The sequence below is a fragment of the Carboxydocella thermautotrophica genome, from assembly GCA_003054495.1.
Classification (GTDB): domain Bacteria; phylum Bacillota.
Genome location: CP028514.1, coordinates 2,317,283 through 2,341,107 on the forward strand (window position 1 = coordinate 2,317,283; position 23,825 = coordinate 2,341,107).

Consider the following 23,825-nt stretch of genomic DNA (forward strand, 5'->3'; position numbering starts at 1 on the left):
TGGTTTTCGTCTTTATACCATTATGATAACATAACATGAAATTTCTGTAAATATCAGAGTGAGGGGGTCCGTGTATCCCCTCAATGAATTGAGGGGGATTACTGCCCCCTCGCGCTCCCCCATTACTCTAAATATGGATGGCCAGGTCATGGGCTACCTCTGCTGCCTCCAGCATAGCTTCCGCCAGGGTGGGGTGAGCATGAACTGTGCGGGTAATCCCCGCAAGTCCCAAACGGTTGACCAGGGCCAGAGTTCCCTCAGCGATCAGGTCACTGGCGTGGGGCCCTATAATATGCCAGCCCAGAATTTCCCCGCTTTCCGCCTCAGTAACGATTTTGACAAATCCCTCAGTTTCCCCCATGGCCTGGGCTTTACCAATAGCCATAAAGGGAAATTTGGCAGTTTTAACTTTATATCCTCTGGCTTCTGCTTCCAGGGCAGTCAAACCCACCGTGGCAATTTCCGGTCGGGTAAAAATACAGGCTGGAACCTCTTCCACTTTGAGGGGCGGCAGTTCCTTGCCCAGGATATGGGCTACTGCTACCAGGCCCTGATAACTGGCTACATGGGCCAGCTGCAGTTTGCCGGTAATATCCCCGATAGCATATATACCCGGCACGCTGGTACGTCCATATTCGTCTACCAGCACCTCTCCTCTTTCTCCCAAAGCTACTCCTAAATTCTCCAGGCCAATACCTCTGGTATTGAGCTGACGACCAATCGAAATCAAAACCAGGTCAGCCGCTACTTTTTCCCCGTTGGACAAAGTAAGAGTAATTTCCTCCCCCTTTTCCACCTGTTCCACTTTAACCCCGGCTTTGACACTGATGCCAGCTTTACGGAAGATAACTCCCAGTTGACGGCTGATTTCCGGATCCACTGTGGGCAGAATGGATTTCATAGCTTCGATTACCGTAACTTCACTGCCCATTTCCCGGAAAATCGAGGCAAATTCACAGCCGATAACACCGCCACCGATAATCGCCAGGCGCCTGGGAATCTCCATCAGATTCAAAGCCTCATTGCTGGTGATTACCCGCTGGCCATCATAACCCAGGGCTGTAATTAAAGCTGGTTCCGAACCTGTAGCCAGTATGATGTTTTGTCCAGTCAGTACCAGCTCTTCTCCTTCTGGTGTATTTACCGTGACCTGGTTAGTTCCCGTTAAACGTCCAGTTCCTTTTACCAGGGTAATTTTATTCTTTTTGAACAGGAAGTGAATTCCCTTGACCAGCCGTGCTACCACCTGATTTTTACGATTTAAAATCTTTTCCCATTGGATCTGAACCGGCCCGGTCTCGAGTCCCCAATCAGCTGCTTCCTTTAACTGGGCCATCCGCCCTGCCGCCGCAGTAAACACTTTGGTGGGAATACAGCCCCGGTTCAGACAAGTACCACCCAGTTCTTCTTTTTCCACCACTGCTACCCTGGCTCCCCACTGAGCCGCCCGGATAGCAGCTACATACCCCCCAGGACCACCGCCTAAAATGACAATGTCGTAATTCATAGCTGTTACCTCCCTTGTCGTGTCTTCCTGTAGTGGACTACTTCTACTATTGTACCTGAAAATACTGACAAATGCTATCCTCATATTGTTTATTGCTATGGCCCAAGAGCTACCACATACACAAAATCAATAGGTAAAAATTAGACAAATTAACCAGCCCACTTGTTCTGACAACAACATAAATTAATACAGGTATAAAGGAAAAACAAGGAGGAATAAGGAAAATGACTAATGAAGGACATAATTACCTCACCTTATCAACCGGGGTAGTTAGAAAAGATGCCTCCACTATTCAGGTCCGCATCAATTCCGTGAACCTGGACCCAGATGATCAGCGCCTAATAACTATTCAGGTTTTTGACTGGACCACAGGCAGTCCCACCCAAATCGGCACAGATATTAATGTTACTCTTAACCCTAATAATTCAAACAGCTCGACTGTAGCTTTGTTAGTCACCGTTACCGATTATGAAATCAGAGTTAAAGTTCCCAATGATGAAGATGTCATTGTCAATACCTTTGGCGAAACTGCCTTAGGGGCTATGATTGGTGCTAACACTGTTTTGTTTAAAGATCTGGTTAAACTAAGCCTGGTATAATGTAAAAAGGAGGGCACTTTAGCGCCCTCCTTGTTGATTTTCCTTTATCCCACATATAATTGCCCGTAAGGCCGGGTAGAAACCGGGCGAAGTTTAAAGAACTGCTCTGCCATAATTGTATCCAGTTCCAGGCTGAAGTCCTGACAGTACTCAGCTAGAATTGCCCGCAATAATTGTAGGTCTTCAGTATCAGCTGGAAAAATGCTGCACTCTCTGCCCAGTTGAGCAGGATCCACTTCTCCCCGCAGATAGATGACTCCACCGTGCATGCCTGTACCAACCAGTTCCCCTACCAGAGGCTGATTAGGCTGCCGGTCCAGTCCCAGTACCACCAGTATACCCCCGGCCATGTATTCACCCAGGAAGTCGCCGGCACTACCGCCGATCACCATTACCGGCCGTTGCTGCTGGTATTCCTTCATGTGGATACCTACCCGGTAGCCCACACTGCCGCGGATGAAAAGTTTGCCTCCCCGCATGGCATAGCCGAGAACATCCCCGGCCTGACCATGGATGACAATTTTACCCGCATTCATGGTGTTGCCGATGGCATCCTGGCCATTGCCGTGGACGATGATGGTAGGACCATCCAGAAACGCCCCCAGATCAGACCCCGGGGTTCCCTGGACGGTGATGGTTATATCAGCACTGATACCGGTCCCAAGATAGCGCTGACCATTGATATTTTCCAGCAAAAATTCCCGTTCTCCTGCCGCTACCTGGGCTTTTAGCCACTGGTTCAAGTCTTTATAGTGCATTCCTTTCCCATTCAGTTTCTGCATTCCCTGTCCCCCCTTAGCGGCCGGCATGTTTTAAGCCCAGAATCTCCATTTCTTCCGCAGACAAGCCCACAGCCCGCAGCCGTTCCCGACTGCCCCGCAGGCTTTCTACGGCATTGACGCCCATCGCCCCTAGAATTTCCTTGATTTCCAGGGACCAGCCCCGGATCAGATTGGTCAGCTGTTCCGCTCCCCACTCCGGATCCAGCCGTCTGGTCAGGTTGGGGTCCTGGGTAGCAATACCCCAGGCACAACGACCGGAATAGCATTTCTGGCACATGGTACAGCCCAGAGCAATCAAGGCAGCAGTACCGATCATGACGGCATCAGCCCCTAATGCCAGGGCCTTGACCACATCGGCACTGTGGCGAATACCCCCCCCGGCGATAATGCTGACCCGGTTGCGGATTCCTTCCTGGCGCAAACGATCATCAACAGCAGCCAGAGCCAGTTCAATAGGGATGCCGACATGATCCCGAATCATGGCTGGCGTGGCCCCGGTACCGCCCCGAAAGCCATCGATAGTGATAACATCGGCTCCAGCCCGGGCTATGCCGCTGGCGATAGCAGCTACATTGTGCACAGCGGCGATTTTTACCGCTACCGGTTTGCTGTAATTGGTAGCCTCTTTGATGGCAGTAATCAGCTGGGCCAGGTCCTCAATGGAGTAGATATCATGGTGAGGGGCCGGTGAAATAGCATCTGAACCCACTGGAATCATACGGGTGCGGGAGACTTCCCCATCCACTTTCTCCCCGGGTAAATGGCCGCCAATACCGGGCTTGGCCCCCTGCCCGACCTTGATTTCCACCATGGCAGCCTGGTTGAGATATTCCGGGGTAACGCCAAAACGCCCGGAAGCCACCTGCACAATAGTATTCTGCCCATACTGATACAACTCAGGATGCAATCCGCCCTCCCCGGTATTATAAAGGATCCCGGCTGCCGCTGCCGCTTTGGCCAGGGCCCGGTGGGCATTAAGGCTAATGGCACCAAAGGACATAGCGGCAAATACCAGAGGTGTTTCCAGCTTGATCTGCGGCGGCAGCGGCTCTGCCAACCGGTAACCACCAGGCCCTTCCACCACCTTGATGCCATCGGGGCGAGAACCCAGATAAGTGCGCAATTCCATGGGTTCCCGCAAGGGGTCCAGGGAAGGATTGGTTACCTGACAGGCATCTAAGGCAATGTGATCAAAATAGTTTTTCCAGGGCTTGTCATTGCCTGTGGCAGTCAGCAGCTTGGCGCCCGTAGCCGCCTGTTTTTTCACATTATTGATTACCCGGGGTTGCCAGTGGGCATTCTCCTTGAAAACCGCCGGGTTTTGTGTAATATAAATACAATCCTCCGGACAGACGAACATACAACGGCGACAGGCCACGCAGTCCCGGTGTTTGGCTACCACCCGGTCCTGCCAGGACAGGGCCCCGAAGGAACATTCCCTGACACAGCGCTGACAGCGGCGGCAGCGGTCATGTTCGATAACTACCCGAAATTCTGCTGCAATGCTTTTCATCAGACCTCTACCCCCTCTTCCAGTTCTACCAGTACCGGTTCGCCACCTCTGGGGGCCCAGACCCGATCGGGAGCCGGGCAAATTTCCCGAATAGCACTTTCCTCACTGGCCAGGAAGAACAGATCATCCTTTTCTGCCGCTACCATGGGCCGGAGTTTAATGCGGTCAGACAGTCCCAGCATGCCCCGGCTGTGGCCCAGAATAATGCTGAAGGGGCCGTTAAGAAGAGCCGAACCATAGACCTGACGGATAGCTGTAATCAGCTCTTTTTCATCCGCTGGCAAGCGGTCAATTTTATGCCAGAATTCAGGTGCCACCGCTTTGGCCGCAATGGCAAATGGCAGTTTCTGTCTTCTCACCATCAGGTCGAAGATATATGTTACTACTTCTGTATCGGTTTGTAAATTGCATTTATAGCCAAACATCTCCAGATAACGTTTATTAATGCCATAGCTGGTGATTTCCCCATTATGAACTACCGACCAGTCCAGCAGGCAAAAGGGATGGGCCCCACCCCACCAGCCGGGAGTATTGGTGGGGAAACGGCCATGGGCAGTCCAGAGATAGGCTTCATATTCTTCCAGCCGGTAGAAGCGGCCGATATCTTCCGGGTAGCCGACCCCCTTGAATGCTCCCATGTTTTTGCCGGAAGAAGCCACAAAGGCACCGTCGATCTGGTTATTGATATACATAACCACATCTACTACAAAATCCCTCTCATCTTTCAGGAAGCCGTTAACATTCAGCGCCTCTGGCCGCACCCGCAGAAAATAACGCCACAAAATCGGGCTTTCCCCGATTTGGGGCAAAGGCCGGGTGGGAAGAGGTTCCGAACCATCAATGAAAAAATATTCCCGAATATACATTTCGGTATTGATTTTCGCTGTTTCTGAGTGATACATCATATGGAAAGCATAATGGTCCTTATATTGCGGATAAATGCCGTAGGCTGCAAAGCCGCCGCCCAGTCCGTTGGAGCGATCATGCATCAGGGCAATGGATTGGATTATTGCCTCTCCGTTCATGCGCCGGCCTTTCCGGCTCATGATCCCACTGATAGCACAGCCTGATGGAATGCGTGGTCTAATTCCCAGCATGCTTCTCACCTACCTATTGTACAAATTATAAAAATGATAGGTTTTATTATAACATTGAAGGAAAGTTTATGTCTATGAACGCAATGTATGAATACAGTATATATTTCTAACAGGCTGCCAGACATTTTTTGGCTTTTTCTATAACATAGTTTTCTAGATGGTCGACTGTCTGCCAGTCAATTTCCAAATGTTCCTTATTAATTTCAACCAGTACCCGTAGAAATTGGCCCAGACTTGTATTCCCAGCCCTTTCTCCTAAACCGCCAGCCGTTGTGTTAATCCATAATGCGCCGGCTTTGTATGCGGCTAAAGCGTTGGCTGTTGCCAGACCAAAATCATTGTGGCCGTGAAACTCAATGGGTATAGAAACTTTTCCTCTTAAAAAATGGATCATTTCAAAAGTTCGAAAAGGGTCTAAGATGCCTACAGTATCGGCCACTCTTAACCTGGTAGCCCCAAGTTTTTCTGCTTCCTGGGCTAATTGGGTTAAAAAAAACAGGTCGGCGCGTGAAGCATCTTCAGCACCGACACTAAACTGGCATCCCTGTTGTCTGGCAAAAGACAATACTTCCCGCAACTGACCTAATACCCAGTGGCGATCTTTTTGTAATTTATAACGAATCTGAATATCCGAGGCAGGGACAGAAATGTGTATCAATTTAAAACCACATTGTATAGATTGCAAGATATCACATTTTCTGGCCCGGTTCCAGGTAATGAGTTTGGCCTTTAAATTTATTTCTGCTAATTTTTTCAATGAGCGCTGTTCAATTTCCCCCATTGCCGGAATCCCTGCCTCAATAAAATCTACACCTATCGCATCCAGCCATCTGGCTATCAATATTTTATCTTCAATCCCAAAAACTACACCTGCTGCCTGTTCCCCATCTCTCAAGGTAGTATCAATAATCTTCAGTGTCATGCTAACCGCCCCCAGATTTGTTGGCCTTTTTCCAGCAGAAGCATTTTATCAGCCAGATATTCCCCTTCCTGCAGGTCGTGAGTAACTACAATCATAGGAATCTGCCAGCGTTTTTGCATTTGTTTCAATTCCCGTTGTATAGTTTTTCTTAAATCCCAATCCAGTGCTGACATTGGTTCATCCATTAACAATAAATCAGGAGCCGAGACTAAAGCCCGTGCCAGTGCCACTCTTTGCTTTTCTCCCCCTGATATGCTGCCCGGGTAACTAGTTAACAAAGGTCTGATTCTTAAGAAATCAATTATTTCATCGAAATCCACCGTGGTTTTTCCTTTCCGCCTCATACCGTACAGGATATTTTCTTTCACCGATAGATGAGGAAAAAGGGCAAACTCTTGAAAAACAAACCCGATCCCCCGTTTTCTCACCGGTAACTGCAACCCTTGTTTATGAGAATAAAAAATCTTTTCTCCAAACTTAATTAAACCTTTCTCCGGGGTGACAATACCAGCGATACAGTGCAAAATCGTACTCTTACCTGCACCAGAAGGACCATAAATGACCAAAACCTCATTAGTGATTTGAAAGTTAACGTTCAAATCGTACATAGGCATTTTTTTGTAAAAATTGGCCTGCAACATCCTTATCCTCCATCCTGTATTGTTTTTTAATCAATGGAATCCATGAATTTAAACTATAAATTAAACAGAAACAAATTAATACTAAAATGCTAACCAGCATACCAGCTTTCTGCCAGTTCCCTTCCTCCACTGCATAATATACTGCTGTAGCAAGGGTTTGGGTTTGTCCAGGAATATTGCCAGCAATCATTAATGTGGCCCCAAACTCCCCCAGTGCTCTGGCTAAACCCATAATCAGTCCCGAAACAATCCCTGGCCAGGCAAGGGGTAAAGTAATAGTCCAAAAAACTCGCCATTCCCCTGCCCCCAAACTCCTGGCTGCCATTTCCAGCTGTTCATCAATAGCGTCAAAACTATAGCGCATACTCTGATAAATAATGGGAAAAGCAACTATCGTCGCTGCCAGGAATGCACCTAACCAGGTAAATACTATCTGGATATTCAACACTTCATTTAGCCAATGTCCCAGCAACAACAGCCCAAAACCTACTACGGAAGGAGGTAAAACCAGCGGTAAAATAAAGATGCTTTCCCAGATTTGTTTTAAATAAATTTTTCTTTTACTCATTATCCAGGCCAATGGTATTGTCAGCAACAAATTTATTCCTACTGCCAGAAGGGCAATTTTTAAAGATAATAACAACGGACTCCAATCAATAGTATTCATCTTAGTCCATCCCTTTCTTAAAACCATATTTCGTAAAAATTGCTTGACTTTCCCCTTGTAACAGAAATCGAGCAAATTCTCGCGTCTCTCGTAGATTTGTTGCTTCATTTAATATAGCCATTTGGTAAACGATTGGACTGTGTAGTTTCTTGTCGGCAATAGCAGTAACCTTTAGGTTGTTAAATTTATACACATCCGTTCGATATACTAAACCTGCGTCAGCATTACCTGTTGCCACAAACAAAGCAACCTGGCTGGCGTCTTTTGCAAAAACTATTTTTTCATCAACCTTTTCCCACAGCCCTAGAGCTTCTAGTACCTCCAAACCATATTTCCCCACAGGCGCTGAAGAAGGTAAAGCTATACTGATCAGTTTTACCTCTGATTGTTTCAAATCATTAAAATCTTTAATCATGTTATTATCTTTAGTTGTAACTAAAACCAGTTCATTCCTTAAAAAATTAAAAATTTCAGCAACCTTTTTTTGGCTATACAAATCCTGAACAGGTTCTATCCCGGCTGAAAGAAAAAGGTCTATTTGCGCTCCATGCAATATTTGCTCTTTTAAGGTCTCTGAACCGCCATAGACAATTTTTATCTTAATGTTTTTGTTTTTTTGTTCATATTTTGTTGCCACTTCATCCAGGGGTTCTCTTAAACTGCTGGCAGCCGCTACCACTATAACTGGCGATTCAACAGCATCAGGTTTGACTAACCTGCTCCAACCGCCTATTGTGATAAGTAGGAAAAGGAAAATAATAATCCAGCTTCTCATAACTACCCATCCTTTTCGCATTGGCCAAGATAATGATCAAAAGTTTCAGCAACTATAGGTCCCAGCGCCCAGATCCCCTTAATTCCCTTTTGTTTCAATTTGGTTAAAGCTCCTAATCCAATGCGAACTGCCAGAACCAGCTGGCAGTCGGAAATTAGCTCAATAGTTTGATCCATCAGAGATTCATCCCCTGTTGATACGGGACAGGGTGGCCGATTGGCTCGTATATCCACTAATTTATACCCCTCATCCACAACCTCAAAAATATAAAACTTTCCCGCTCTGCCAAAGTGTTGATTGATAACTTTTCCATCACTGCTGGCCACAGCAAATTTTTTGATCATAATTGGACTCCTCCTCTCCCAGTAAACCGATAGCATCAGCCCGACACTGGCGACAATGATCCATTTGTGGTATAAATACCCTGTTTTGCTGGCGGATTCTTAATAATTCTTCCGGAGAAGGAGGGGTTAAATGAGCAAAATCCGCCTGAGGTATTAATGGCATAATATTCATCACATATACCCCTAAGTCTCGCATTACCCGGGCTATTTCGCTCACGTGATGATCATTTATACCCGGGATTAAAACTGTGTTAACTTTAACAACTATCCCATGTTTTACTGCTGCTTCAATTCCCATCAGCTGGTTGGATAATAACTTGCTGGCACCAGATAGGCCCCGCAAAATTTGCCCTTTATATAAAACCCAGTCATAGATTTGATTCCCTATGGTAGGATCCACAGCATTAACAGTTACTGTTAAACTATCGATTCTCAAAGCTTTTATTTCTTCAATATAATCGGGTAGCAGTAAACCATTGGTACTTAAACACTTGAGCAGCCCCGGGGCATGTTCATTAACCAGGCGAAAAGTTTCAAAGGTTTCTTTATTTGCCAAAGGATCTCCAGGGCCAGCTATGCCTACAACGCTAATGCGTTCGTCTTTCTCCAGAATTTCTTTAAGCCTGTATATGGCCTGCCAGGGTTTTAACAAAGTACTGGCCACCCCGGGCCGATTTTCATTGGCACAATCATATTTCCGCGAACAATAACGGCATTTAATATTGCAACGGGGAGCAACCGGCAAATGCACGCGCCCTTTTTTTCCGGCTACTTCTTTATTTAAGCAAGGATGTTCAGTTATTTTTTGTTCACACCACATCTTTACTCCCACCTTTATAAAAAATCAGGAGCCTCAAAACCGAGGCTCCTTTGCCTTCCAGTATCACCGTTTTACTATTTAAGTGCTTCCTTTCCTTTTTCTGAAGTCCTAATCCGTACTACTTCCTTGATAGGACAGACAAAGATTTTGCCATCCCCGTAATAACCAGTTTGATTGACTCTGATAATGGTATCTACAACCTGCTGGACATCTTCGTCAGCAACTATAATGTGCAATAATCGTTTGGGAATAAAGGAGTAGGTCGCCTCCTCGGAATACCTTTCACTAATTATTTCTCCCATTGGCGGATCAATTTCACTTAAAATACCTTTTTGTTTACCTCGACCACTGACACTGTATAAATGAAAAGCATTAAACCCCAAACCATCCAGAGCTGCCTTGGTTTCCTGAATTTTAGAGCGGCGGAGAATAGCCATCACTTCTTTCATAATTTCTCCCTCCCCGCTATAAGCCTTTGCTGCCGGTTCTGATAGTATAAACTTCCTCTACGGGCGAAACAAAAATTTTACCATCACCGATATTGCCGGTTCGAGCCGTATTTTCAATAATCTTAACTGCTTTATCTGCTTCTTCATCCTGAACAACCAGCATTAATTGAACTTTAGGAAGCTCGTCATAAACAATTGGTCCCACTTGAATTCCTTTTTGCCTGCCCCGCCCAAAAACATACATTTTGGTCAAGGAAATAAAACCGGCATTTGCCAGTGCTTCCACTGTTTGTTTTTCTCTTTCCGGCCGGATAATCGCCCTGATCATTAACATTTTGTTTCCCTCCTTAACTTTTTTTGTTCAAGTTCCAGATAAGCGTTGGCCCACAAATCCAGTAACCGCATTGCTCCTTCATAACCTACAATCAACTGACGCTGACTGCCAAATCGGTCATCCACCGGGAAACCAGTCCGAACCAGGGGTATTCCCTCTGTCCGTTCGATATATTCCCCATCCGAGCCTCCAATCAATAAATCAGCTTTACTTTGTCTAACTGCCTGTCTGATTTCGGTAAAATCAGCCCGGTTTAAAATTACAGGTCGCCTGGTTAAATTTCGGGTAAGTTGTTCTAAGCGCTGGACAGTTTCAGGATTATCACCGCCAATACTTAAAACAGCCGGCTGCATTCCCAGTTCCAGGGCAAAGCCAGTTAGGGCCTCAACCAGATCAGCATCTCCATAAATAGCCGGGCGTTTGCCGAAGAGAACTTTGTGGGCATCCACCATGGCATCCAGCAGGCGATTTCTTTCTTTTTCGATTTCCGCCGGCAAGGATTGCAGGCCTTTCAATCTCAGCAGTTGACCCACAAGACGATCGGTTCCTTTGAGCCCGACAGGCAAGGGTATTCGTTCCAAAGGAACAGCAAATTCCTTTAATAAATAATCTCCCACAGTTTCCAGTTTTGAAGAGCTTAATCCCATTTGCATAGTATAACGGGCCTGGGCCAATCTTCGGATTTGAGTTAAAGGGGTACCTCCCTCTGGAATAAGAGGATAAGAGATAGTAGCTCCCCCATCCAGAGTCTCAGAGTAATCAGGAAAGAAAACAGCTTCTACTTCAATGGTTGCCAGCAAGCGCTTGAGATAGCGGATATCGGCCGGTGAAATTATGCCCGGGATCAAGTTAAGATCATAACAGTTTTTTTGTTGCGGGGGCTTAACTAAATGTTTGGCTATCTGGTAGATCGCTGTATAATAACCTTCCAGATGAGTACCAGCATAACTGGGGGTAGAAACAGGTACTACCTCCACGCTGGCTGTCTTTCCTTCCTTTTTCAGCTTCTCAACCATTAGTTCTACATCATCACCGATAGTTTCCGCCAGACAGGTAGTAGGAATGCCAATCATCTGTACCGATTGATATTGACGCAGAATATTGGCAAAAGCTCTCTCCAAATTGCTTCCTCCGCCATAAATGGCGTCTTTTTCTGTTAACGCCGTGGAAGCTATATCTACCGGTTCATTAAAATGTCCGCCTAAAAAGCGTCTCATATAAGTAGCACAGCCCTGGGAGCCATGCAGGAGGATAACAGTAGCTTCCACCCCTTTTAACGCCAGTACCGCTCCCAAAGGCATACACAGTTTGCAAGGATTGACTACAGCTTTGTACTCATGCTCAGCCATAGACATCACTCCTTGTCATCCGGGCAGCAGTTACCAGCTGGGACCAGACCGGGCTGAGCACAGTTGCTGCAACTTCACGGGCAAAATTGAGCATACCCTCATAGCCGGCAAAACTTTTCTTCCGTTCATGGTTAAAATCCACAAACCCCTTACCCGCCTTATAGGCCAGAGGTCGTTCTTTAACACCTCCAACAAGAACATCAGGCTGAAATTCAGCTAAAAAAGCGGATAACTCCAGGGCTCCAGCATCATCAATTATTACTCCTGTGTCTCCAAGCTCACGCTGAATTTGCTTGTATTCCTCAGCTTTCCCCGTCTGAGAACCAGCGATAACAACTTCCATTCCCAGATCCCGGAACATTTTAATTAAAGAGATGGTTTTAAATGCTCCTCCCATATAAACTGCTGCTTTTTTGCCTTTAAGCATCTGCTTGTATTGTTGTAATTCCCAGGTGATTAAATCTCTTTGTTTTATACAAAAACGACGGGCACGATATACGATTTCCTCATCCTGGCTGGCGAAAAACTGAGCAATATCCATCAACGCTTGTTCTGTATCCTGCAACCCGGCAAAACTTACTTGAAGATAAGGAATACCGTATTTTTCTTTCATTTTCCTAGCAAGGTAGGTCATTGATCCGGCACACTGAACAACATTTAATTTCGCCGTATGAGCGCGGGCAATCTCATCTACCCGGCCATCTCCAGTCAGTGTGCTAACCACCTCTATTCCCAGAGCCTCAAGATAGTTTTTGATCACCCAGAGTTCTCCGGCGAGATTAAACTCTCCTAAAATGTTGATACTTAAGGGTGAAACAGGGGGAGGAGCAGGGTGGGTGCCGATCAGTTTCAATAAGGCGTCACAGGCTGCCCGGTACCCTGCTGATTTGTTGCCCATAAATCCTTCTGACTGCACCGGAATAACACGAATTCCTGTTTCAGCTTGAATTTGCTTGCAGACGGCCTGCAAATCATCGCCAATGATTCCGGCAATACAAGTAGCATAAACAAATACTGCCTGTGGCCGGTAATCGCGAATTATTCCGCGCAAAGCCCCCGCCAATTTGGCTTCCCCGCCGAAAATCACATCTTTTTCCTGCATATCGGTGGAAAAACTGTTACGATACAAATCCGGTCCGGAGGTTAGACTGCCACGAATATCCCAGGTGTAAGCAGCACAGCCTATTGGCCCGTGAACCAGATGAGCCGCATCAGTTATTGGGTTTAATACCACTCTGGCGCCACAATAGACACACCCTCTCTGACTTAAAGCCCCTGCCAGGGAATTTACATCACAAACAACATCTGCTTCCTTATCCTTACGCTGGTAGCAGATTTGTTTTTCCCGGTCAGGCAGCAGGATATTTTTACAGTTTAATGCCATAATCTTTCCCTCCTTTCCGGAATAGAAACCTTACTGAACCAGCTCCAATCTGTGTTTTTCAATAAACATATCTTTCCAATCAAGCAGGGTATTGCCAATACGCTCGGCCAGCCAGGCCATTCCCCGGTAACCAACTAGAGGAAAATGCTGCAAATTAGCCCGATCCAGGACAGGAAAACCAACGCGAACCAGAGGTATTTTTTCTTCCCGGGCGATAAATTTTCCGTAGGTATTGCCCAGCAGTAAATCTACCTTTTCTTCCTTAATCCAGCCATGCAAAGTAAATAAATCCGCTCCATTTGCAACCCTGGCTTCAGGAGTCAGGGCCTCAACCTGCCGTTGCCAGCTGTCACTCCTGGTTCCGGTTACTACATAGGCTGGAATCAGGCCCAGGGTTTTGGCCATACCCACCAGCGCCAGGGTAAGGTCGGGATCTCCATAGATAGCCACCCGTTTACCATACCAGTGAGCATGGGCATCCAGTAACATATCCATCAACCGCCCTCTTTCCTCTTCCAATTCAGGCGGAATTGGTTTTCCTGTATATTTGGCCAGGGTCATCAAGAATAGGTCTGTATTTTCAACCCCAATCGGCACAGGTAGCACTTCTAAGGGCACTTTAAATTTTTCTTCCAGATACTCTCCAGCTAAGAGATTGGCTTCTTCTCCCAGGGCAATGGTAACCTGAGCATTGGCCATATCTTTAATGTCTTCGGTCCGGGTGCCACCGTCCTGATAAAGCTTTAATTCTCCAGTCATGGGCGCATCCAGCACACCGGACACATCCGGCAAGACAATAGCATCAATATCCATCAAGCTCAAGATGCGCTTTATTTCCCGCACATCCCCCGGGTTCACAAAGCCTGGAAGCAAATTGATTCTGGAGTTTTTTTCGCCTGGTGTGGCCAGGGCTTCTACCGCTGCTTTGATCATATTGGCAAAACCAGTGATATGACTGCCTACATAACTGGGCGTACTGGCACTGAAGATAATCAAATCTTCCGGTACTTCCCCTGTTTTCTTCAGCTCGGCAATAATTCCAGGAACATCATCCCCAATGGTTTCCGCTGAACAGGTAGTGTGCACAGCCACTACCTGCGGTCGATATATCTTAACCAGGTTTTTAATACCCTGCTTTAAGTTGGCACTTCCCCCAAAGACCACCTGGCCTTCAGAAAAGGAGCTGGTTGTACAGAGGGCCGGTTCCCGAAAATGCCTGGATAAATGCATGCGCAGATAAGAGGCACAACCCTGGGATCCGTGGCTGTGAGGCATACAGCCATGAATCCCCAGAGCCGCATAAACGGCTCCAATGGGTTGACAGGTTTTAACGGGATTAACGACTAATGCTTCCCGCTCAACAGCGTAATTGACTGCCTTCATCTTTTTTCCCCTCCTGTTTACATACTTGCCCAGGGTGGAGTAATTTGTTTCCACAGGGGATTGTTAATAGCCATATCCATATCCCGGGCAAATTGGATTGCTCCTTGAAAGCCAGTATAGGGCCCGCTATAGTCGTAAGAATGGAGCTGGCGGGAAGGTATGCCCATTTTCTGGGTCACATACCGGTCCTTAATCCCGGACAAAAACAGATCAGGTTTAATTTCTTTAATTAGAAACTCAGTTTCATAGTGGTTAAGATCATCTATTACAAAGGCCCCTTCTTTCATGTGCACCATCATGCCTTCGTAATTCATCAGGTGGTCAGGTAGTTCATGTTTTTTGCGCTCAATAAACTGTTCATCAAAAGGGGGTTTATGGCCTGGTTGCAGCTTAAAGGTATAATCATCAATGGTTTTATGATAGGGATGGGGTTTGATTTCAGGAATGATTTTTCTACCCTCATAATCATCCCGGTGGGCAAACTGGTAGCCCGCCATAATAACTTCCATCCCTAAATCAGCGCAAAGCTCCTGATAATGATGAGAACGGGAACCACCGGTAAAAATCATAACCTTTTTGCCTTTTAGCCGTTGCCGGTAGTATTCCAGTTGCGGCTGAATGGCCGCCAGTTCCTCGGCTATCACTTTTTCCGTATTAGCGGTTAATTGTGGATCATCAAAAAACCTGGCCATTTCCCTTAAAGATCTAATGGTTGCTTCAATACCGATGTAGTTAACTTTCAACCAGGGCACTCCATATTTTTGCTCCATCATCTGGTTGGAATAATTGATGGAACGGTGACACATCAGGATAGATAGTTTAGCCTGATGAGCTCTGGCCAGGTCCTCGTATTTGGCATCACCGGTAAACACGCTGACTACCCGGTAGCCGATTCGCTCCAGCAAGGGCTTAATGACCCAGACATCACCCCCGATGTTATATTCACCGAAGATATTAATATCAAAAGGAGTTGGATTTTCCAGTTCCTGAGTCCCTACAACCCTGGTAATCACTCCGTTATTGGCAATATGGTGGCCTGCTGACTGGCTTACGCCTTTGTACCCTTCACAGCTGAAAGCCAGCACTTTAACCCCCAGTTCCTCTTCGGCCTTTTTTGCTACGGAATGAATATCATCTCCGATTAAGCCCACAGGGCAAGTAGCATAAATCCCGATGTATTTAGGTTTAAAGATTTCATAAGCTTCCTTTATCGCCTGATAGAGCTTCTTTTCTCCACCGAAAACAATGTCCTTTTCCTGCATATCAGTGGAGAGGCAATAGTGATTGAAATAATCATAACCTTCTTCGGGAGTGGCAAAATTTCTTCTCGTGTTCCAGGTATAGAAACCGCAACCAATCGGGCCATGGGTTATATGCAAAACGTTTTTGATCGGTCCCATCACCACTCCTTTACAGCCGGCATAAGTACAGCCCCGGTTGGTCATAATGCCAGGAATAGTGGAAACATCCGCCAGAATGTGCTGGTCAGGAGCAGCCGGGTCAATTACCACCATATGTTGTTTTCTTTCCTTGGCAATTTTAGACGGATAATGTTCTAACATCTTTTCAAGGATCTGCTTGTGCCTTGCTTTTTCTATAGCCATAGTTCCACCCCTTCTCAGTTTGTTAATCCAGTAACCCGTATTCAATCAGCAATTTCTCCAGCTCATCCTGATGTAGAGGAGTAGGAATAACAAACATGTCATTTTCATCGATATTTTTTGCCAGACTGCGATACACATCAGCCTGAGGGGCTGTTGGGTCATAATCAATCACAGTCTTTTTATTGATCTCAGCCCGTTGCACTATATTGTCCCTGGGTATAAACTGAATCAGCTGTGTTCCCAGTTTTTTGCAAAAAGCTCTGATCATTTCCTCTTCGTTTTCAACTTTTCTACTGTTGCAGATAATACCACCGAGACGCACCCCGCCCTGGTGAGCATATTTACGGATACCCTTGCAAATGTTGTTGGCCGCATACATTGCCATCATTTCCCCACTGGTAACAATATAGATTTCCTTGGCCTTGCCTTCCCGAATCGGCATGGCGAAACCTCCGCAAACCACATCCCCCAGAACATCGTAGAAAACGTAGTCCAGCTCCTGTTCATAGGCATCCAGGTTCTCCAGCATATTAATGGCAGTAATAATACCCCGACCGGCACATCCCACCCCGGGTTCTGGTCCACCGGATTCCACGCACTTAATACCACCAAAACCCAGTTTCATAATATCTTCCAGCTCTACCATGCCCTCGCCTTCTTCCCGCAACACATCCAGTACCGTTCTCTGGGCCAGCCCATGTAGAATCAAACGGGTGGAATCAGCTTTGGGGTCACAGCCCACAATCATTACCTTTTTTCCTGCTTCCGCCAGAGCTGCCGTCAAATTCTGGGTGGTTGTAGACTTGCCTATCCCGCCTTTTCCATAAATAGCTATTTGTCGCATTAATATCGCCTCCTGAATTGTTAAAGTATAATTCTTCGCTCCTCTCCAACAAAAAACGGAGTCATTCGCAATTGCTTCGCGAATGACTCCGTTGCCACAGTAGGCACTTCCCTGCACCCTATTTTCATTTGTTAATGCAAAAAAGGCTTTTCAGAATCCCACCTTCTGAAAAGCCCCATCGCCTTGGAGTACTTCGTCGTACTGAATTTTACAATGCTATAATACAACAGGTTGTTATTGTTGACAACAGTTTAAACAAATTTATACTGTATACTTTTCCTTCAATTTCTTGGCCAGTTCCTTTAACAACCGAAAGGCCCTGGTCACGGTGGCATCCCCATCAGCATTGATCAAACAACAGCGAGCCGGAGCCAGCCAGGCCTGTTTTACTAGCAGCTCCCGGTCTACACCGTGCTGGGCCAGATAATCCCAGTATTCCTCCAGTTTGCCGAGCAAATAAGGCAGGGCATATTGCTCCTGTTCAGCAGTCAGGGTAGGAATAATTCCCCAGGCAATAATTCCGCCCCGTTCCAGAAAGGCCTTGATTTCCCCGGTATAGCGGGAGAAAATGCGGCCACAGCCCAGGGCATCCAGGGATAAAATATCCAGCTCAATCTCCCGCAGCAGAAAGGCCCAGTCCGGGTTGCCACAGAGATGCACTCCTTTCGGCCCCTCCAGCATGGTGAGAAAACGGGCGTAATCCTCCCTCGCCCTCTCACTGGTATAGCCGGAAAAGGAACCGAAGATTATCTCCAACCCCGGCTCATCCAGCCAGACAAAAGCATTGGGATTTTTGGCCGTCAGTTCCCGGTACTGGACATTCACTTTGCGGGCCACGAAATCGAATAAGAGCTCCCGCACTTCTGGATGATAGATGATGGGCTTACGCTCCTCATCAGTGATTTTCAAGCCCATGCTGACCGGGCCAATAGCCTGGCCCCGAATAGCCTGGTAAGACTTTAAATCCCGGGCCAGAAAACGGCGGTAAACCACAGAATATTTTTCTGTCAAAGTAAAGTTATTTTCATCTTCTGTCAACAAAAGATAATTCTCCAGTTCATTATAAAAAGCTGGCAGACTGAAATTTACCCTCTGGTTCTGCTCGTCAATGCTGATGCCGGGAAAATGCTCGGTAATCTGTACATACATATCCTCATAGTAACTCACTTTAGGCAATTGCGGCCAGAACGGAATATCCAGGGACAAAGCCAGATCCAGAGCTTGTTCAATGTCGGTGTGGGGCATAATGCCCATTGCCGTTGTCGCTAAATCTCCCTTCAACACAAAAACCACCCCCACCATCATTATAGCAGATAGCAGGGAGTGGTCCTGTGTTTTACATCACATTACTGTTCCTTTTTGACAAAGGTGTCTTTGCCCTCGCACTGGGGACACTTTTTCGGCTTACAGCGCCCTTCCTTTTCATAACCGCACTGGGTGCACTGGAATACGGCCATCTTCGCTCACCTCCTTCTTAGAGAAAAGGGTTGCTGACCTTTTCTTCCCCAATGGTAGTCTGAGGCCCATGCCCGCAATATACCTCTGTCTCATCGGGCAGGGTCAGTAAACGGTTGCGGATGGACTGCAGCAGCTGGGTATAACTGCCGCCGGGAAAATCGGTGCGGCCGATACTGCCGGCAAAAAGGGTATCGCCGACGATCACAAAACCAGCCCCTTGTAAACAAATGCCTCCCGGGGTATGGCCCGGCGTATGCAGAACTTTCAACTCAATTTCCCCCAGGCGAAGGATATCCCCCTCTGCCAGGGTCCGGTCGGCTGGTTTGAGGGCCAGATTAAACCCCATCAGCAAGGATAGATTCCCGCGGCTGCTGGTCAGCATTTCCGCATCCAGGCTGTGGATTAGCACCTCGGCTCCTGTAGCTTCCCTTAACTGGTCATTGCCAGCCACATGGTCGTAATGCCCATGGGTATTAACGATATATTTCAGCTTCAACCCCTGTTTGTTCAGTTCCTGCAGAATCCGGGGGACATCCCCACCTGGATCCACAACCAGCGCTTCCCGGCTTTCCTTATCGCCGAGCAGATAAAAGTTGGCTCCCAACATACCCACGGGAAACCAGGTAAAAATCATTTCCTTTTCACCCTCCTTCTTTATTAATCATAACAAAAAACAAGGCCGCTTTCAAAATTCAGCGGCCTTGTCCATTATTACACAGTTTGTGGTTCAGCATTAGGGGTATTTGGGGCTTCATTTACAGTTTGTACCCTGTTTACAGTAGTTCCGCAGGCAGGACAGTGCTGCCAGTCAGCATTCAAGCCCTTTCCGCATTTTACACAATAAGCCCGGGCCTGATTGTTTTTAAAGAATACACTCTTGTTATCTCCCTCGGTGAGATACTTTTTCAAAAAGACTACCAGTCCCACTACTAATCCAACAATCAATAAAATGGCAAATAGGTATATGGCAAAATTGAAAATCCCTGTCAGCAATCCGGTAAAATCCCCGTTTTGCAAACCAAAACCTGATGCGTTGGTCTGCATGTGATTGGCCATGCCAGTCATAACACTTGGGTCATAAGGCATATGTCCCACACTGCCGGAAATGTTGAACTGCCCGTATACCGGCATGTGCCCCATGGGCATTTGTCCCGTCGCCATTTGATCCATTGGCATTGGCCCCATTGGCATTTGAGCCATCGGCATTGGCCCCATTGCCATTTGGTCCATTGGCATTTGTCCTTGGGACATAGAACCCATCATATCCATATCCATTCCCATGTTGTTCATAGAGCCACCAGAACCGCCCATTCCGCCCATCATCATCATCGTCCATTCCTCCTTTTACTTACTTCTATTTGACTTACATCATAGGCATGTTGGACATACCACTATTCATATTGGCTTTCATTTGCTCGTGTAATTGATGTAGCGTCTGCCGCATTTGCTGCATCTGCATTCTCATCATTTGCATGTTGTAGTACATAGCAGGTAACATATTATTGTAATATTCTGCTTGCCCCTGGTTCATCTGGAAGTGCTGTGGCATATTCCCCATATAATTGTGATTGGGATAACCTTCAAATGCCTGACCCTGGTACTGAACAACCGCAGCTCCCTGTTGCCCGTGTACCATTGCCGAACCGCCATGGGCGCTACTGTCACCACCTGATATGGCCTGGATTAGATTTAAGCCCAGAATACTGAAAACCAGACCTGCCAGGGAGACTACCGCCAATCTAAGCCACCTGTTATCCATATTCTCCAACACCTCCTTTCTCTAGTGCATTGGCATCTGGTAATAGTTATGCATTGGTCGACCATACGGCATATAATTCATATGCCCGCCTTGATTAATGAAACCCCAAGGGCCAAAAAACAGATCAAGGATAAGGTTTAAGATGATTATCGCAATGAAGGAAAACAAGGCTAATTTAAACCACTTGTTCATTGTTCTTCCCCCCCTCTTTGTTGTTTTCTATTGCCTGGCCGCAGCTGGGACAATATTCCCATTCGGCCAATAATTCCTTACCACACTGGAAACAGTCTTTTTTCAAACTTTCTTTACACCGGGGGCAAAAACGAAATTCTTCCGTTAAGCGTTCTCCGCATTTGGGGCATACCAATTGATTCCCCTTCATTTTGTCCACAAGCAGACTGAAATCGACAGTATTAAACTCGGCCAAATACTGTTTACCCCATTCGTACAATCCTGCCAGGACCCCTACCAGAACCAGTATCCATAAAATTTTGATTGTTAAATTGATCAAACCAAATAATAATCCTCCTATAGCTACACCTGTAGCCGCTGTTCCTGGTAAATATTCCCTATACGTTCCTGGAGTTGAAGATATCTGGGAAAAAATCAACCATAATAAAAGTACCCCACCCAACACAATTACTACATTTTTCCAGTTGGTGTTGTTTTCTTGTGGCTTACCCATCCCTGTCACCTGCCTTTCTGTAGAAAAGTCAGCAGTTCTTTACATTTGTCCTGTAGTCAAATGATGAATGAAATATCCAATTGCGCCTATGATCGCCAGGGAAACGACTACAATTGCAGCAATCATTCCCTTGTTGTTCATACCATTACCTCCTTTCTTCTCTTGCTCTAGTTTAATCCTAAAACAACGTTATGGAGTTTTTATGGAGAATGGGAAAAATCTGCGAAAAAAATTTTTTCCATCTGATTAAGCTGATTCTCCATAACTTCCAACTGCCAATCCATATTCGCAATAATAGCGCCATAATTAACCGGTTGCATTACGGGCGAAAAATTACTACTGTTGCCATGATTATGATTCTCCTGTCCTGCTCCAAGAGTTTGTAATACTCCTAACGAAAATACGCTCAAAAACAAAAACGCAGCTGAAATATAGGCAAGCCGTAACCATTGTGGCTGTTGCCCTTTAGAACGACCTGTTCTTTTTCCAGTTTCTGGTTCAGCCCAGACCAGCGTCCGGTCAATTGCCTTCAATGCCAGCAACCCCAGACCAATTACCATTACCACTATCATTAAATAAACATATAGATTTCCCACCTGAGCCAGGTTATACATATCCTTCACCCCGCTAAAACCAAAGTACTAACAACAAGACCACTCCACCGGCTAAAATAGGTACAAGCAAAAATATTGCCACAGTAGTCAAAAAAGCCATCCCTTCCAGCAATGATGTTAATAGATGGTGTCCGGATAAATTCCCCATACCGTGGTCTTCTGCTCCCTGCCTTAGTAAAATAGCTGGCGTGATTTGCCCGGCATGATGGACTTTCATCATCCCTCCCATACTCAGTCCCATACCGGTCATCTGTTCCGACAGGTTTTGCCGGTTAGCAAACAAACCGGCCAAAGTTAGAAAGCCAAATAAAATCACCAGAATCCAAAAACTCGATTTTTTATCCATTCTTTCGCACCCTCCTCATCTTGAGGATGGCCCCAATAAAGGCTCCGGCAAAAATCGCCGGGAATACCAGAGCTCCGGTTTTGGTCAACAAGGCACTGACAAAACCATGATTTTCTAAAGCCCAGCCCATGAGAGAGTTATGCATGGCACTCATCATGCCATGCATCCACCTCATCGTTTGTTCCTCCGTCGGTCCTGGACTAAAAAGGGATATAATCACTCCGGTCATGACAAAAAAATAAAAAGTAGCACTAAACCAAGCTAATAATTTATACCAGCTTTTTTTTAACATTTTATCCTTCCCCCAGTTCCAGCGGTAAACCGTGGGCCTTATCGTATATGTGCCAAATTATTACCGGCACTGAAATAAGGGTTAAAAGATCATGGATTACTACTGCAAAAGCAAGAGTAACATGAGAAAAACCTTCACAAACCCAAATCAAAATTCCGCTGAAGGCAAAAAGTAATGTTGATACCAGTACGAAAATACCCATCCCTGATTTTTTTACCACCAGCCAGGCAGTACTTCCCTGATAATGACCTGATAACTTGGTTACCTCAATGAAAACGGCGACTAGAGTCAGCAGTATAAATACTGCGGCCAGAGTCCGGTGTAAATAATCGGCCCAGGCCAGTTGATAATCCATCAACCAGCCAGTTTTAGCCCCCATCAACACCAGGCCGCTAATCAGCAATAAACCGAAGACAACTGCATACAACCAGTGCAGGAGAAAATCAAGCTTAATTTCTTTCACTTGCCGCCTCACTCCCACAATAGGGACAACAATTCCAGTGGTTCCCCAATTTCTGCCCACAATTTAGACACACCCTCCTGCTGTCCACCTGCCTAACTAATTGTTGCCACAGCGGTCCAGCCTGTTCTTTCAGCAAACTGTAAAACCCGTAAATAAACATTCCTACCAGAACAAGCATTAATAACTGGATAACAACGTTAATTATCCCTGTATATTTGACCATCATCTGATTGGGACCGAAGAGCAGGGAAAAGAGTAAATCAAAAAAGATTAATCCTAGTACCAGTACCAGCAAGACCCTTATGAGCTCATTATTTTTCAGTTCACTTAGCATCAGACATCACTCTTTCCTGCCTGCGCCTGGGGCTTAAGCAGGCTGTTAATAAACCCGACCAGGGAAGCAAAAATACCGAACAGAGATAAGAACAAGATTCCATAAATTACGTATACTACTGAATTGACGTTGAGTAAGTTAGCTAAACCACCCAATCCTCCTGTATGGCTGGCGTTCTGATGTCCGCTGGCCATCTGATTGTTAGATTGGGTATTGGGTTGGGTATTGGGCTGGATATTGGGCTGGGTACCGGGATATTGATATGGCACATAGTTCTGATAAGGTTGGACCGGATAAGGATATACTGGATAGTAATAGGATTGAGGCTGTTGCGGTTGAACCAGGTAGTAATTTACTCCGGCTTGCCGGGTTTGGTTTATATCCTGAGCCATTGCTTTTTGCGCTATATCCAGCAAAGTTAACCCCTGGGCCATCTTGTAAATACCGGTATGGATTTTCTCCATATCAACCCCATCACTTTTTTTCGTCTGTCCCCCATTCTTCTCCCCGGGCAAATCTCCCGCCTGTGGCTGGCTATCATACATTTGCCCACCTAAAATCAACTCTGCTCCCTGTTTAATAATTGAATTTGCTTCCTCCATTTTTTTCAAAGTATCTTCCGGAGCGGCGATTTCCTTAACAATAATCTTGGGGGTTTGTTCGCTGGCATCTTTTGGCTTTTCTTTCGGTATCTGTTCTTGCATCTGGTCCTGGTTCTGTTGCTGCGCTGCATTATGCCCATTGGAATTACCGTGATTGAACCCTACTAAAGCTCCTCCCACTGCGACAATTACTACCAAAACAACAATTAACGACCCCAAAATCCACTTTAATACCCTCATTCTTTTTTCCTCCTTTGT

30 protein-coding genes are annotated in these 23,825 nt (G+C 46.1%); 1 reads left to right on the forward strand and 29 read right to left on the reverse strand.

Annotation, left to right across the window (positions count from 1 at the left end; translation table 11 throughout):
• Positions 1–127: 127 nt before the first annotated feature.
• Positions 128–1,507, reverse strand: a complete 1,380-nt coding sequence (lpdA, locus tag CTH_RS11745) for a dihydrolipoyl dehydrogenase (RefSeq protein WP_107754031.1) — start codon at positions 1,505–1,507, stop codon at positions 128–130.
• 224 nt (positions 1,508–1,731) lie between these two features.
• Between lpdA and CTH_RS11750 the strand changes: the two genes are divergently transcribed.
• Positions 1,732–2,106, forward strand: coding sequence for a hypothetical protein (locus CTH_RS11750; RefSeq protein WP_107754033.1), 375 nt, complete (start codon positions 1,732–1,734; stop codon positions 2,104–2,106).
• Between the two features lie 44 nt (positions 2,107–2,150).
• On the opposite strand, the gene CTH_RS11755 is transcribed toward CTH_RS11750, so the two are convergent.
• The 28 genes from CTH_RS11755 to CTH_RS11890 all read right to left on the reverse strand — a co-directional run bounded on the left by CTH_RS11755 (position 2,151) and on the right by CTH_RS11890 (position 23,807).
• Positions 2,151–2,888: a GltB/FmdC/FwdC-like GXGXG domain-containing protein gene (locus CTH_RS11755; RefSeq protein WP_107754035.1), complete on the reverse strand. Its 738-nt coding sequence runs from the start codon at positions 2,886–2,888 to the stop codon at positions 2,151–2,153.
• Between the two features lie 13 nt (positions 2,889–2,901).
• On the reverse strand, positions 2,902–4,401 hold the full coding sequence (locus CTH_RS11760; RefSeq protein ID WP_107754037.1) for a glutamate synthase-related protein: 1,500 nt from the start codon (positions 4,399–4,401) through the stop codon (positions 2,902–2,904).
• Positions 4,401–5,498: a class II glutamine amidotransferase gene (locus CTH_RS11765; protein WP_078665319.1), complete on the reverse strand. Its 1,098-nt coding sequence runs from the start codon at positions 5,496–5,498 to the stop codon at positions 4,401–4,403. The genes CTH_RS11760 and CTH_RS11765 overlap by 1 nt, the downstream gene beginning before the upstream one ends.
• A 106-nt stretch (positions 5,499–5,604) precedes the next feature.
• Entirely contained in the window at positions 5,605–6,420 is an 816-nt protein-coding gene (locus tag CTH_RS11770; RefSeq protein WP_078665320.1) for a beta/alpha barrel domain-containing protein, read from the reverse strand.
• Positions 6,417–7,061, reverse strand: a complete 645-nt coding sequence (locus CTH_RS11775; RefSeq protein ID WP_107754039.1) for an ATP-binding cassette domain-containing protein — start codon at positions 7,059–7,061, stop codon at positions 6,417–6,419. The genes CTH_RS11770 and CTH_RS11775 overlap by 4 nt, the downstream gene beginning before the upstream one ends.
• Entirely contained in the window at positions 7,009–7,728 is a 720-nt protein-coding gene (modB, locus tag CTH_RS11780) for a molybdate ABC transporter permease subunit (RefSeq protein WP_107754041.1), read from the reverse strand. Before modB ends, CTH_RS11775 begins: the two co-directional genes overlap by 53 nt.
• A gap of 1 nt (position 7,729) precedes the next feature.
• Entirely contained in the window at positions 7,730–8,503 is a 774-nt protein-coding gene (gene modA / locus CTH_RS11785) for a molybdate ABC transporter substrate-binding protein (RefSeq protein ID WP_159071946.1), read from the reverse strand.
• Between the two features lie 2 nt (positions 8,504–8,505).
• Entirely contained in the window at positions 8,506–8,847 is a 342-nt protein-coding gene (locus CTH_RS11790; RefSeq protein ID WP_159073887.1) for a NifB/NifX family molybdenum-iron cluster-binding protein, read from the reverse strand.
• Entirely contained in the window at positions 8,816–9,667 is an 852-nt protein-coding gene (locus CTH_RS11795) for a radical SAM protein (RefSeq protein WP_107754046.1), read from the reverse strand. The genes CTH_RS11790 and CTH_RS11795 overlap by 32 nt, the downstream gene beginning before the upstream one ends.
• Before the next feature lie 74 nt (positions 9,668–9,741).
• Complete coding sequence (locus tag CTH_RS11800) at positions 9,742–10,116, reverse strand: P-II family nitrogen regulator (RefSeq protein ID WP_078665326.1); 375 nt, start codon at positions 10,114–10,116, stop codon at positions 9,742–9,744.
• Positions 10,117–10,132: 16 nt separating this feature from the next.
• A complete protein-coding gene (locus tag CTH_RS11805) occupies positions 10,133–10,450 on the reverse strand; it encodes a P-II family nitrogen regulator (RefSeq protein WP_078665327.1) in 318 nt (105 codons plus the stop codon).
• Positions 10,444–11,799 (reverse strand): nitrogenase component 1, encoded by a 1,356-nt coding sequence (locus CTH_RS11810; protein WP_159071948.1) that lies wholly within the window; start codon positions 11,797–11,799, stop codon positions 10,444–10,446. The genes CTH_RS11805 and CTH_RS11810 overlap by 7 nt, the downstream gene beginning before the upstream one ends.
• Positions 11,792–13,183 (reverse strand): nitrogenase iron-molybdenum cofactor biosynthesis protein NifE, encoded by a 1,392-nt coding sequence (gene nifE / locus CTH_RS11815; protein WP_078665329.1) that lies wholly within the window; start codon positions 13,181–13,183, stop codon positions 11,792–11,794. The genes CTH_RS11810 and nifE overlap by 8 nt, the downstream gene beginning before the upstream one ends.
• Before the next feature lie 30 nt (positions 13,184–13,213).
• Positions 13,214–14,566 carry a nitrogenase molybdenum-iron protein subunit beta gene (gene nifK / locus CTH_RS11820; protein ID WP_079907809.1) on the reverse strand — a complete coding sequence of 451 codons (1,353 nt, stop codon included), beginning with the start codon at positions 14,564–14,566 and terminating at the stop codon, positions 13,214–13,216.
• Positions 14,567–14,583: 17 nt separating this feature from the next.
• On the reverse strand, positions 14,584–16,170 hold the full coding sequence (nifD, locus tag CTH_RS11825) for a nitrogenase molybdenum-iron protein alpha chain (protein ID WP_107754048.1): 1,587 nt from the start codon (positions 16,168–16,170) through the stop codon (positions 14,584–14,586).
• 22 nt (positions 16,171–16,192) lie between these two features.
• Entirely contained in the window at positions 16,193–17,014 is an 822-nt protein-coding gene (gene nifH / locus CTH_RS11830; RefSeq protein ID WP_078665332.1) for a nitrogenase iron protein, read from the reverse strand.
• 261 nt (positions 17,015–17,275) lie between these two features.
• Positions 17,276–18,298: a uroporphyrinogen decarboxylase/cobalamine-independent methonine synthase family protein gene (locus CTH_RS11835; RefSeq protein ID WP_242952047.1), complete on the reverse strand. Its 1,023-nt coding sequence runs from the start codon at positions 18,296–18,298 to the stop codon at positions 17,276–17,278.
• A 62-nt stretch (positions 18,299–18,360) separates the two neighbouring features.
• The gene (locus CTH_RS14555; RefSeq protein WP_078665333.1) at positions 18,361–18,471 is read right to left on the reverse strand and encodes an RCKP-type rubredoxin-like domain-containing protein; all 111 of its coding nucleotides are present in this window, start codon (positions 18,469–18,471) and stop codon (positions 18,361–18,363) included.
• 17 nt (positions 18,472–18,488) lie between these two features.
• Positions 18,489–19,106: an MBL fold metallo-hydrolase gene (locus tag CTH_RS11845; RefSeq protein WP_107754050.1), complete on the reverse strand. Its 618-nt coding sequence runs from the start codon at positions 19,104–19,106 to the stop codon at positions 18,489–18,491.
• Positions 19,107–19,183: 77 nt separating this feature from the next.
• The gene (locus tag CTH_RS11850; protein ID WP_078665335.1) at positions 19,184–19,801 is read right to left on the reverse strand and encodes a zinc ribbon domain-containing protein; all 618 of its coding nucleotides are present in this window, start codon (positions 19,799–19,801) and stop codon (positions 19,184–19,186) included.
• A 34-nt stretch (positions 19,802–19,835) separates the two neighbouring features.
• Entirely contained in the window at positions 19,836–20,231 is a 396-nt protein-coding gene (locus tag CTH_RS11855) for a hypothetical protein (protein ID WP_107754052.1), read from the reverse strand.
• A gap of 175 nt (positions 20,232–20,406) precedes the next feature.
• Positions 20,407–20,916 carry a zinc ribbon domain-containing protein gene (locus CTH_RS11860; protein ID WP_078665337.1) on the reverse strand — a complete coding sequence of 170 codons (510 nt, stop codon included), beginning with the start codon at positions 20,914–20,916 and terminating at the stop codon, positions 20,407–20,409.
• 200 nt (positions 20,917–21,116) lie between these two features.
• Positions 21,117–21,530 (reverse strand): hypothetical protein, encoded by a 414-nt coding sequence (locus CTH_RS11865; protein ID WP_078665338.1) that lies wholly within the window; start codon positions 21,528–21,530, stop codon positions 21,117–21,119.
• A 13-nt stretch (positions 21,531–21,543) separates the two neighbouring features.
• Positions 21,544–21,876: a hypothetical protein gene (locus tag CTH_RS11870; RefSeq protein WP_078665339.1), complete on the reverse strand. Its 333-nt coding sequence runs from the start codon at positions 21,874–21,876 to the stop codon at positions 21,544–21,546.
• On the reverse strand, positions 21,869–22,168 hold the full coding sequence (locus tag CTH_RS11875) for a hypothetical protein (RefSeq protein WP_078665340.1): 300 nt from the start codon (positions 22,166–22,168) through the stop codon (positions 21,869–21,871). Before CTH_RS11875 ends, CTH_RS11870 begins: the two co-directional genes overlap by 8 nt.
• Position 22,169: 1 nt before the next feature.
• Positions 22,170–22,631, reverse strand: a complete 462-nt coding sequence (locus CTH_RS11880) for a hypothetical protein (protein WP_078665341.1) — start codon at positions 22,629–22,631, stop codon at positions 22,170–22,172.
• A complete protein-coding gene (locus CTH_RS11885; RefSeq protein ID WP_079907821.1) occupies positions 22,618–22,965 on the reverse strand; it encodes a hypothetical protein in 348 nt (115 codons plus the stop codon). The genes CTH_RS11880 and CTH_RS11885 overlap by 14 nt, the downstream gene beginning before the upstream one ends.
• Positions 22,965–23,807: a hypothetical protein gene (locus tag CTH_RS11890; RefSeq protein ID WP_107754054.1), complete on the reverse strand. Its 843-nt coding sequence runs from the start codon at positions 23,805–23,807 to the stop codon at positions 22,965–22,967. The genes CTH_RS11885 and CTH_RS11890 overlap by 1 nt, the downstream gene beginning before the upstream one ends.
• Between the last annotated feature and the right edge of the window lie 18 nt (positions 23,808–23,825).

Bases quoted from the DNA above. Each gene is read 5' to 3' on its own strand.
- lpdA (WP_107754031.1), bottom strand. From the start codon at position 1,507: ATGAATTACGACATTGTCATTTTAGGCGGTGGTCCTGGGGGGTATGTA.
- CTH_RS11750 (WP_107754033.1), top strand. From the start codon at position 1,732: ATGACTAATGAAGGACATAATTACCTCACCTTATCAACCGGGGTAGTT.
- CTH_RS11755 (WP_107754035.1), bottom strand. From the start codon at position 2,888: ATGCAGAAACTGAATGGGAAAGGAATGCACTATAAAGACTTGAACCAG.
- CTH_RS11760 (WP_107754037.1), bottom strand. From the start codon at position 4,401: ATGAAAAGCATTGCAGCAGAATTTCGGGTAGTTATCGAACATGACCGC.
- CTH_RS11765 (WP_078665319.1), bottom strand. From the start codon at position 5,498: ATGCTGGGAATTAGACCACGCATTCCATCAGGCTGTGCTATCAGTGGG.
- CTH_RS11770 (WP_078665320.1), bottom strand. From the start codon at position 6,420: ATGACACTGAAGATTATTGATACTACCTTGAGAGATGGGGAACAGGCA.
- CTH_RS11775 (WP_107754039.1), bottom strand. From the start codon at position 7,061: ATGTTGCAGGCCAATTTTTACAAAAAAATGCCTATGTACGATTTGAAC.
- modB (WP_107754041.1), bottom strand. From the start codon at position 7,728: ATGAATACTATTGATTGGAGTCCGTTGTTATTATCTTTAAAAATTGCC.
- modA (WP_159071946.1), bottom strand. From the start codon at position 8,503: ATGAGAAGCTGGATTATTATTTTCCTTTTCCTACTTATCACAATAGGC.
- CTH_RS11790 (WP_159073887.1), bottom strand. From the start codon at position 8,847: ATGATCAAAAAATTTGCTGTGGCCAGCAGTGATGGAAAAGTTATCAAT.
- CTH_RS11795 (WP_107754046.1), bottom strand. From the start codon at position 9,667: ATGTGGTGTGAACAAAAAATAACTGAACATCCTTGCTTAAATAAAGAA.
- CTH_RS11800 (WP_078665326.1), bottom strand. From the start codon at position 10,116: ATGAAAGAAGTGATGGCTATTCTCCGCCGCTCTAAAATTCAGGAAACC.
- CTH_RS11805 (WP_078665327.1), bottom strand. From the start codon at position 10,450: ATGTTAATGATCAGGGCGATTATCCGGCCGGAAAGAGAAAAACAAACA.
- CTH_RS11810 (WP_159071948.1), bottom strand. From the start codon at position 11,799: ATGGCTGAGCATGAGTACAAAGCTGTAGTCAATCCTTGCAAACTGTGT.
- nifE (WP_078665329.1), bottom strand. From the start codon at position 13,183: ATGGCATTAAACTGTAAAAATATCCTGCTGCCTGACCGGGAAAAACAA.
- nifK (WP_079907809.1), bottom strand. From the start codon at position 14,566: ATGAAGGCAGTCAATTACGCTGTTGAGCGGGAAGCATTAGTCGTTAAT.
- nifD (WP_107754048.1), bottom strand. From the start codon at position 16,170: ATGGCTATAGAAAAAGCAAGGCACAAGCAGATCCTTGAAAAGATGTTA.
- nifH (WP_078665332.1), bottom strand. From the start codon at position 17,014: ATGCGACAAATAGCTATTTATGGAAAAGGCGGGATAGGCAAGTCTACA.
- CTH_RS14555 (WP_078665333.1), bottom strand. From the start codon at position 18,471: ATGGCCGTATTCCAGTGCACCCAGTGCGGTTATGAAAAGGAAGGGCGC.
- CTH_RS11845 (WP_107754050.1), bottom strand. From the start codon at position 19,106: ATGATTTTTACCTGGTTTCCCGTGGGTATGTTGGGAGCCAACTTTTAT.
- CTH_RS11850 (WP_078665335.1), bottom strand. From the start codon at position 19,801: ATGATGATGATGGGCGGAATGGGCGGTTCTGGTGGCTCTATGAACAAC.
- CTH_RS11855 (WP_107754052.1), bottom strand. From the start codon at position 20,231: ATGGATAACAGGTGGCTTAGATTGGCGGTAGTCTCCCTGGCAGGTCTG.
- CTH_RS11860 (WP_078665337.1), bottom strand. From the start codon at position 20,916: ATGGGTAAGCCACAAGAAAACAACACCAACTGGAAAAATGTAGTAATT.
- CTH_RS11865 (WP_078665338.1), bottom strand. From the start codon at position 21,530: ATGTATAACCTGGCTCAGGTGGGAAATCTATATGTTTATTTAATGATA.
- CTH_RS11870 (WP_078665339.1), bottom strand. From the start codon at position 21,876: ATGGATAAAAAATCGAGTTTTTGGATTCTGGTGATTTTATTTGGCTTT.
- CTH_RS11875 (WP_078665340.1), bottom strand. From the start codon at position 22,168: ATGTTAAAAAAAAGCTGGTATAAATTATTAGCTTGGTTTAGTGCTACT.
- CTH_RS11885 (WP_079907821.1), bottom strand. From the start codon at position 22,965: ATGCTAAGTGAACTGAAAAATAATGAGCTCATAAGGGTCTTGCTGGTA.
- CTH_RS11890 (WP_107754054.1), bottom strand. From the start codon at position 23,807: ATGAGGGTATTAAAGTGGATTTTGGGGTCGTTAATTGTTGTTTTGGTA.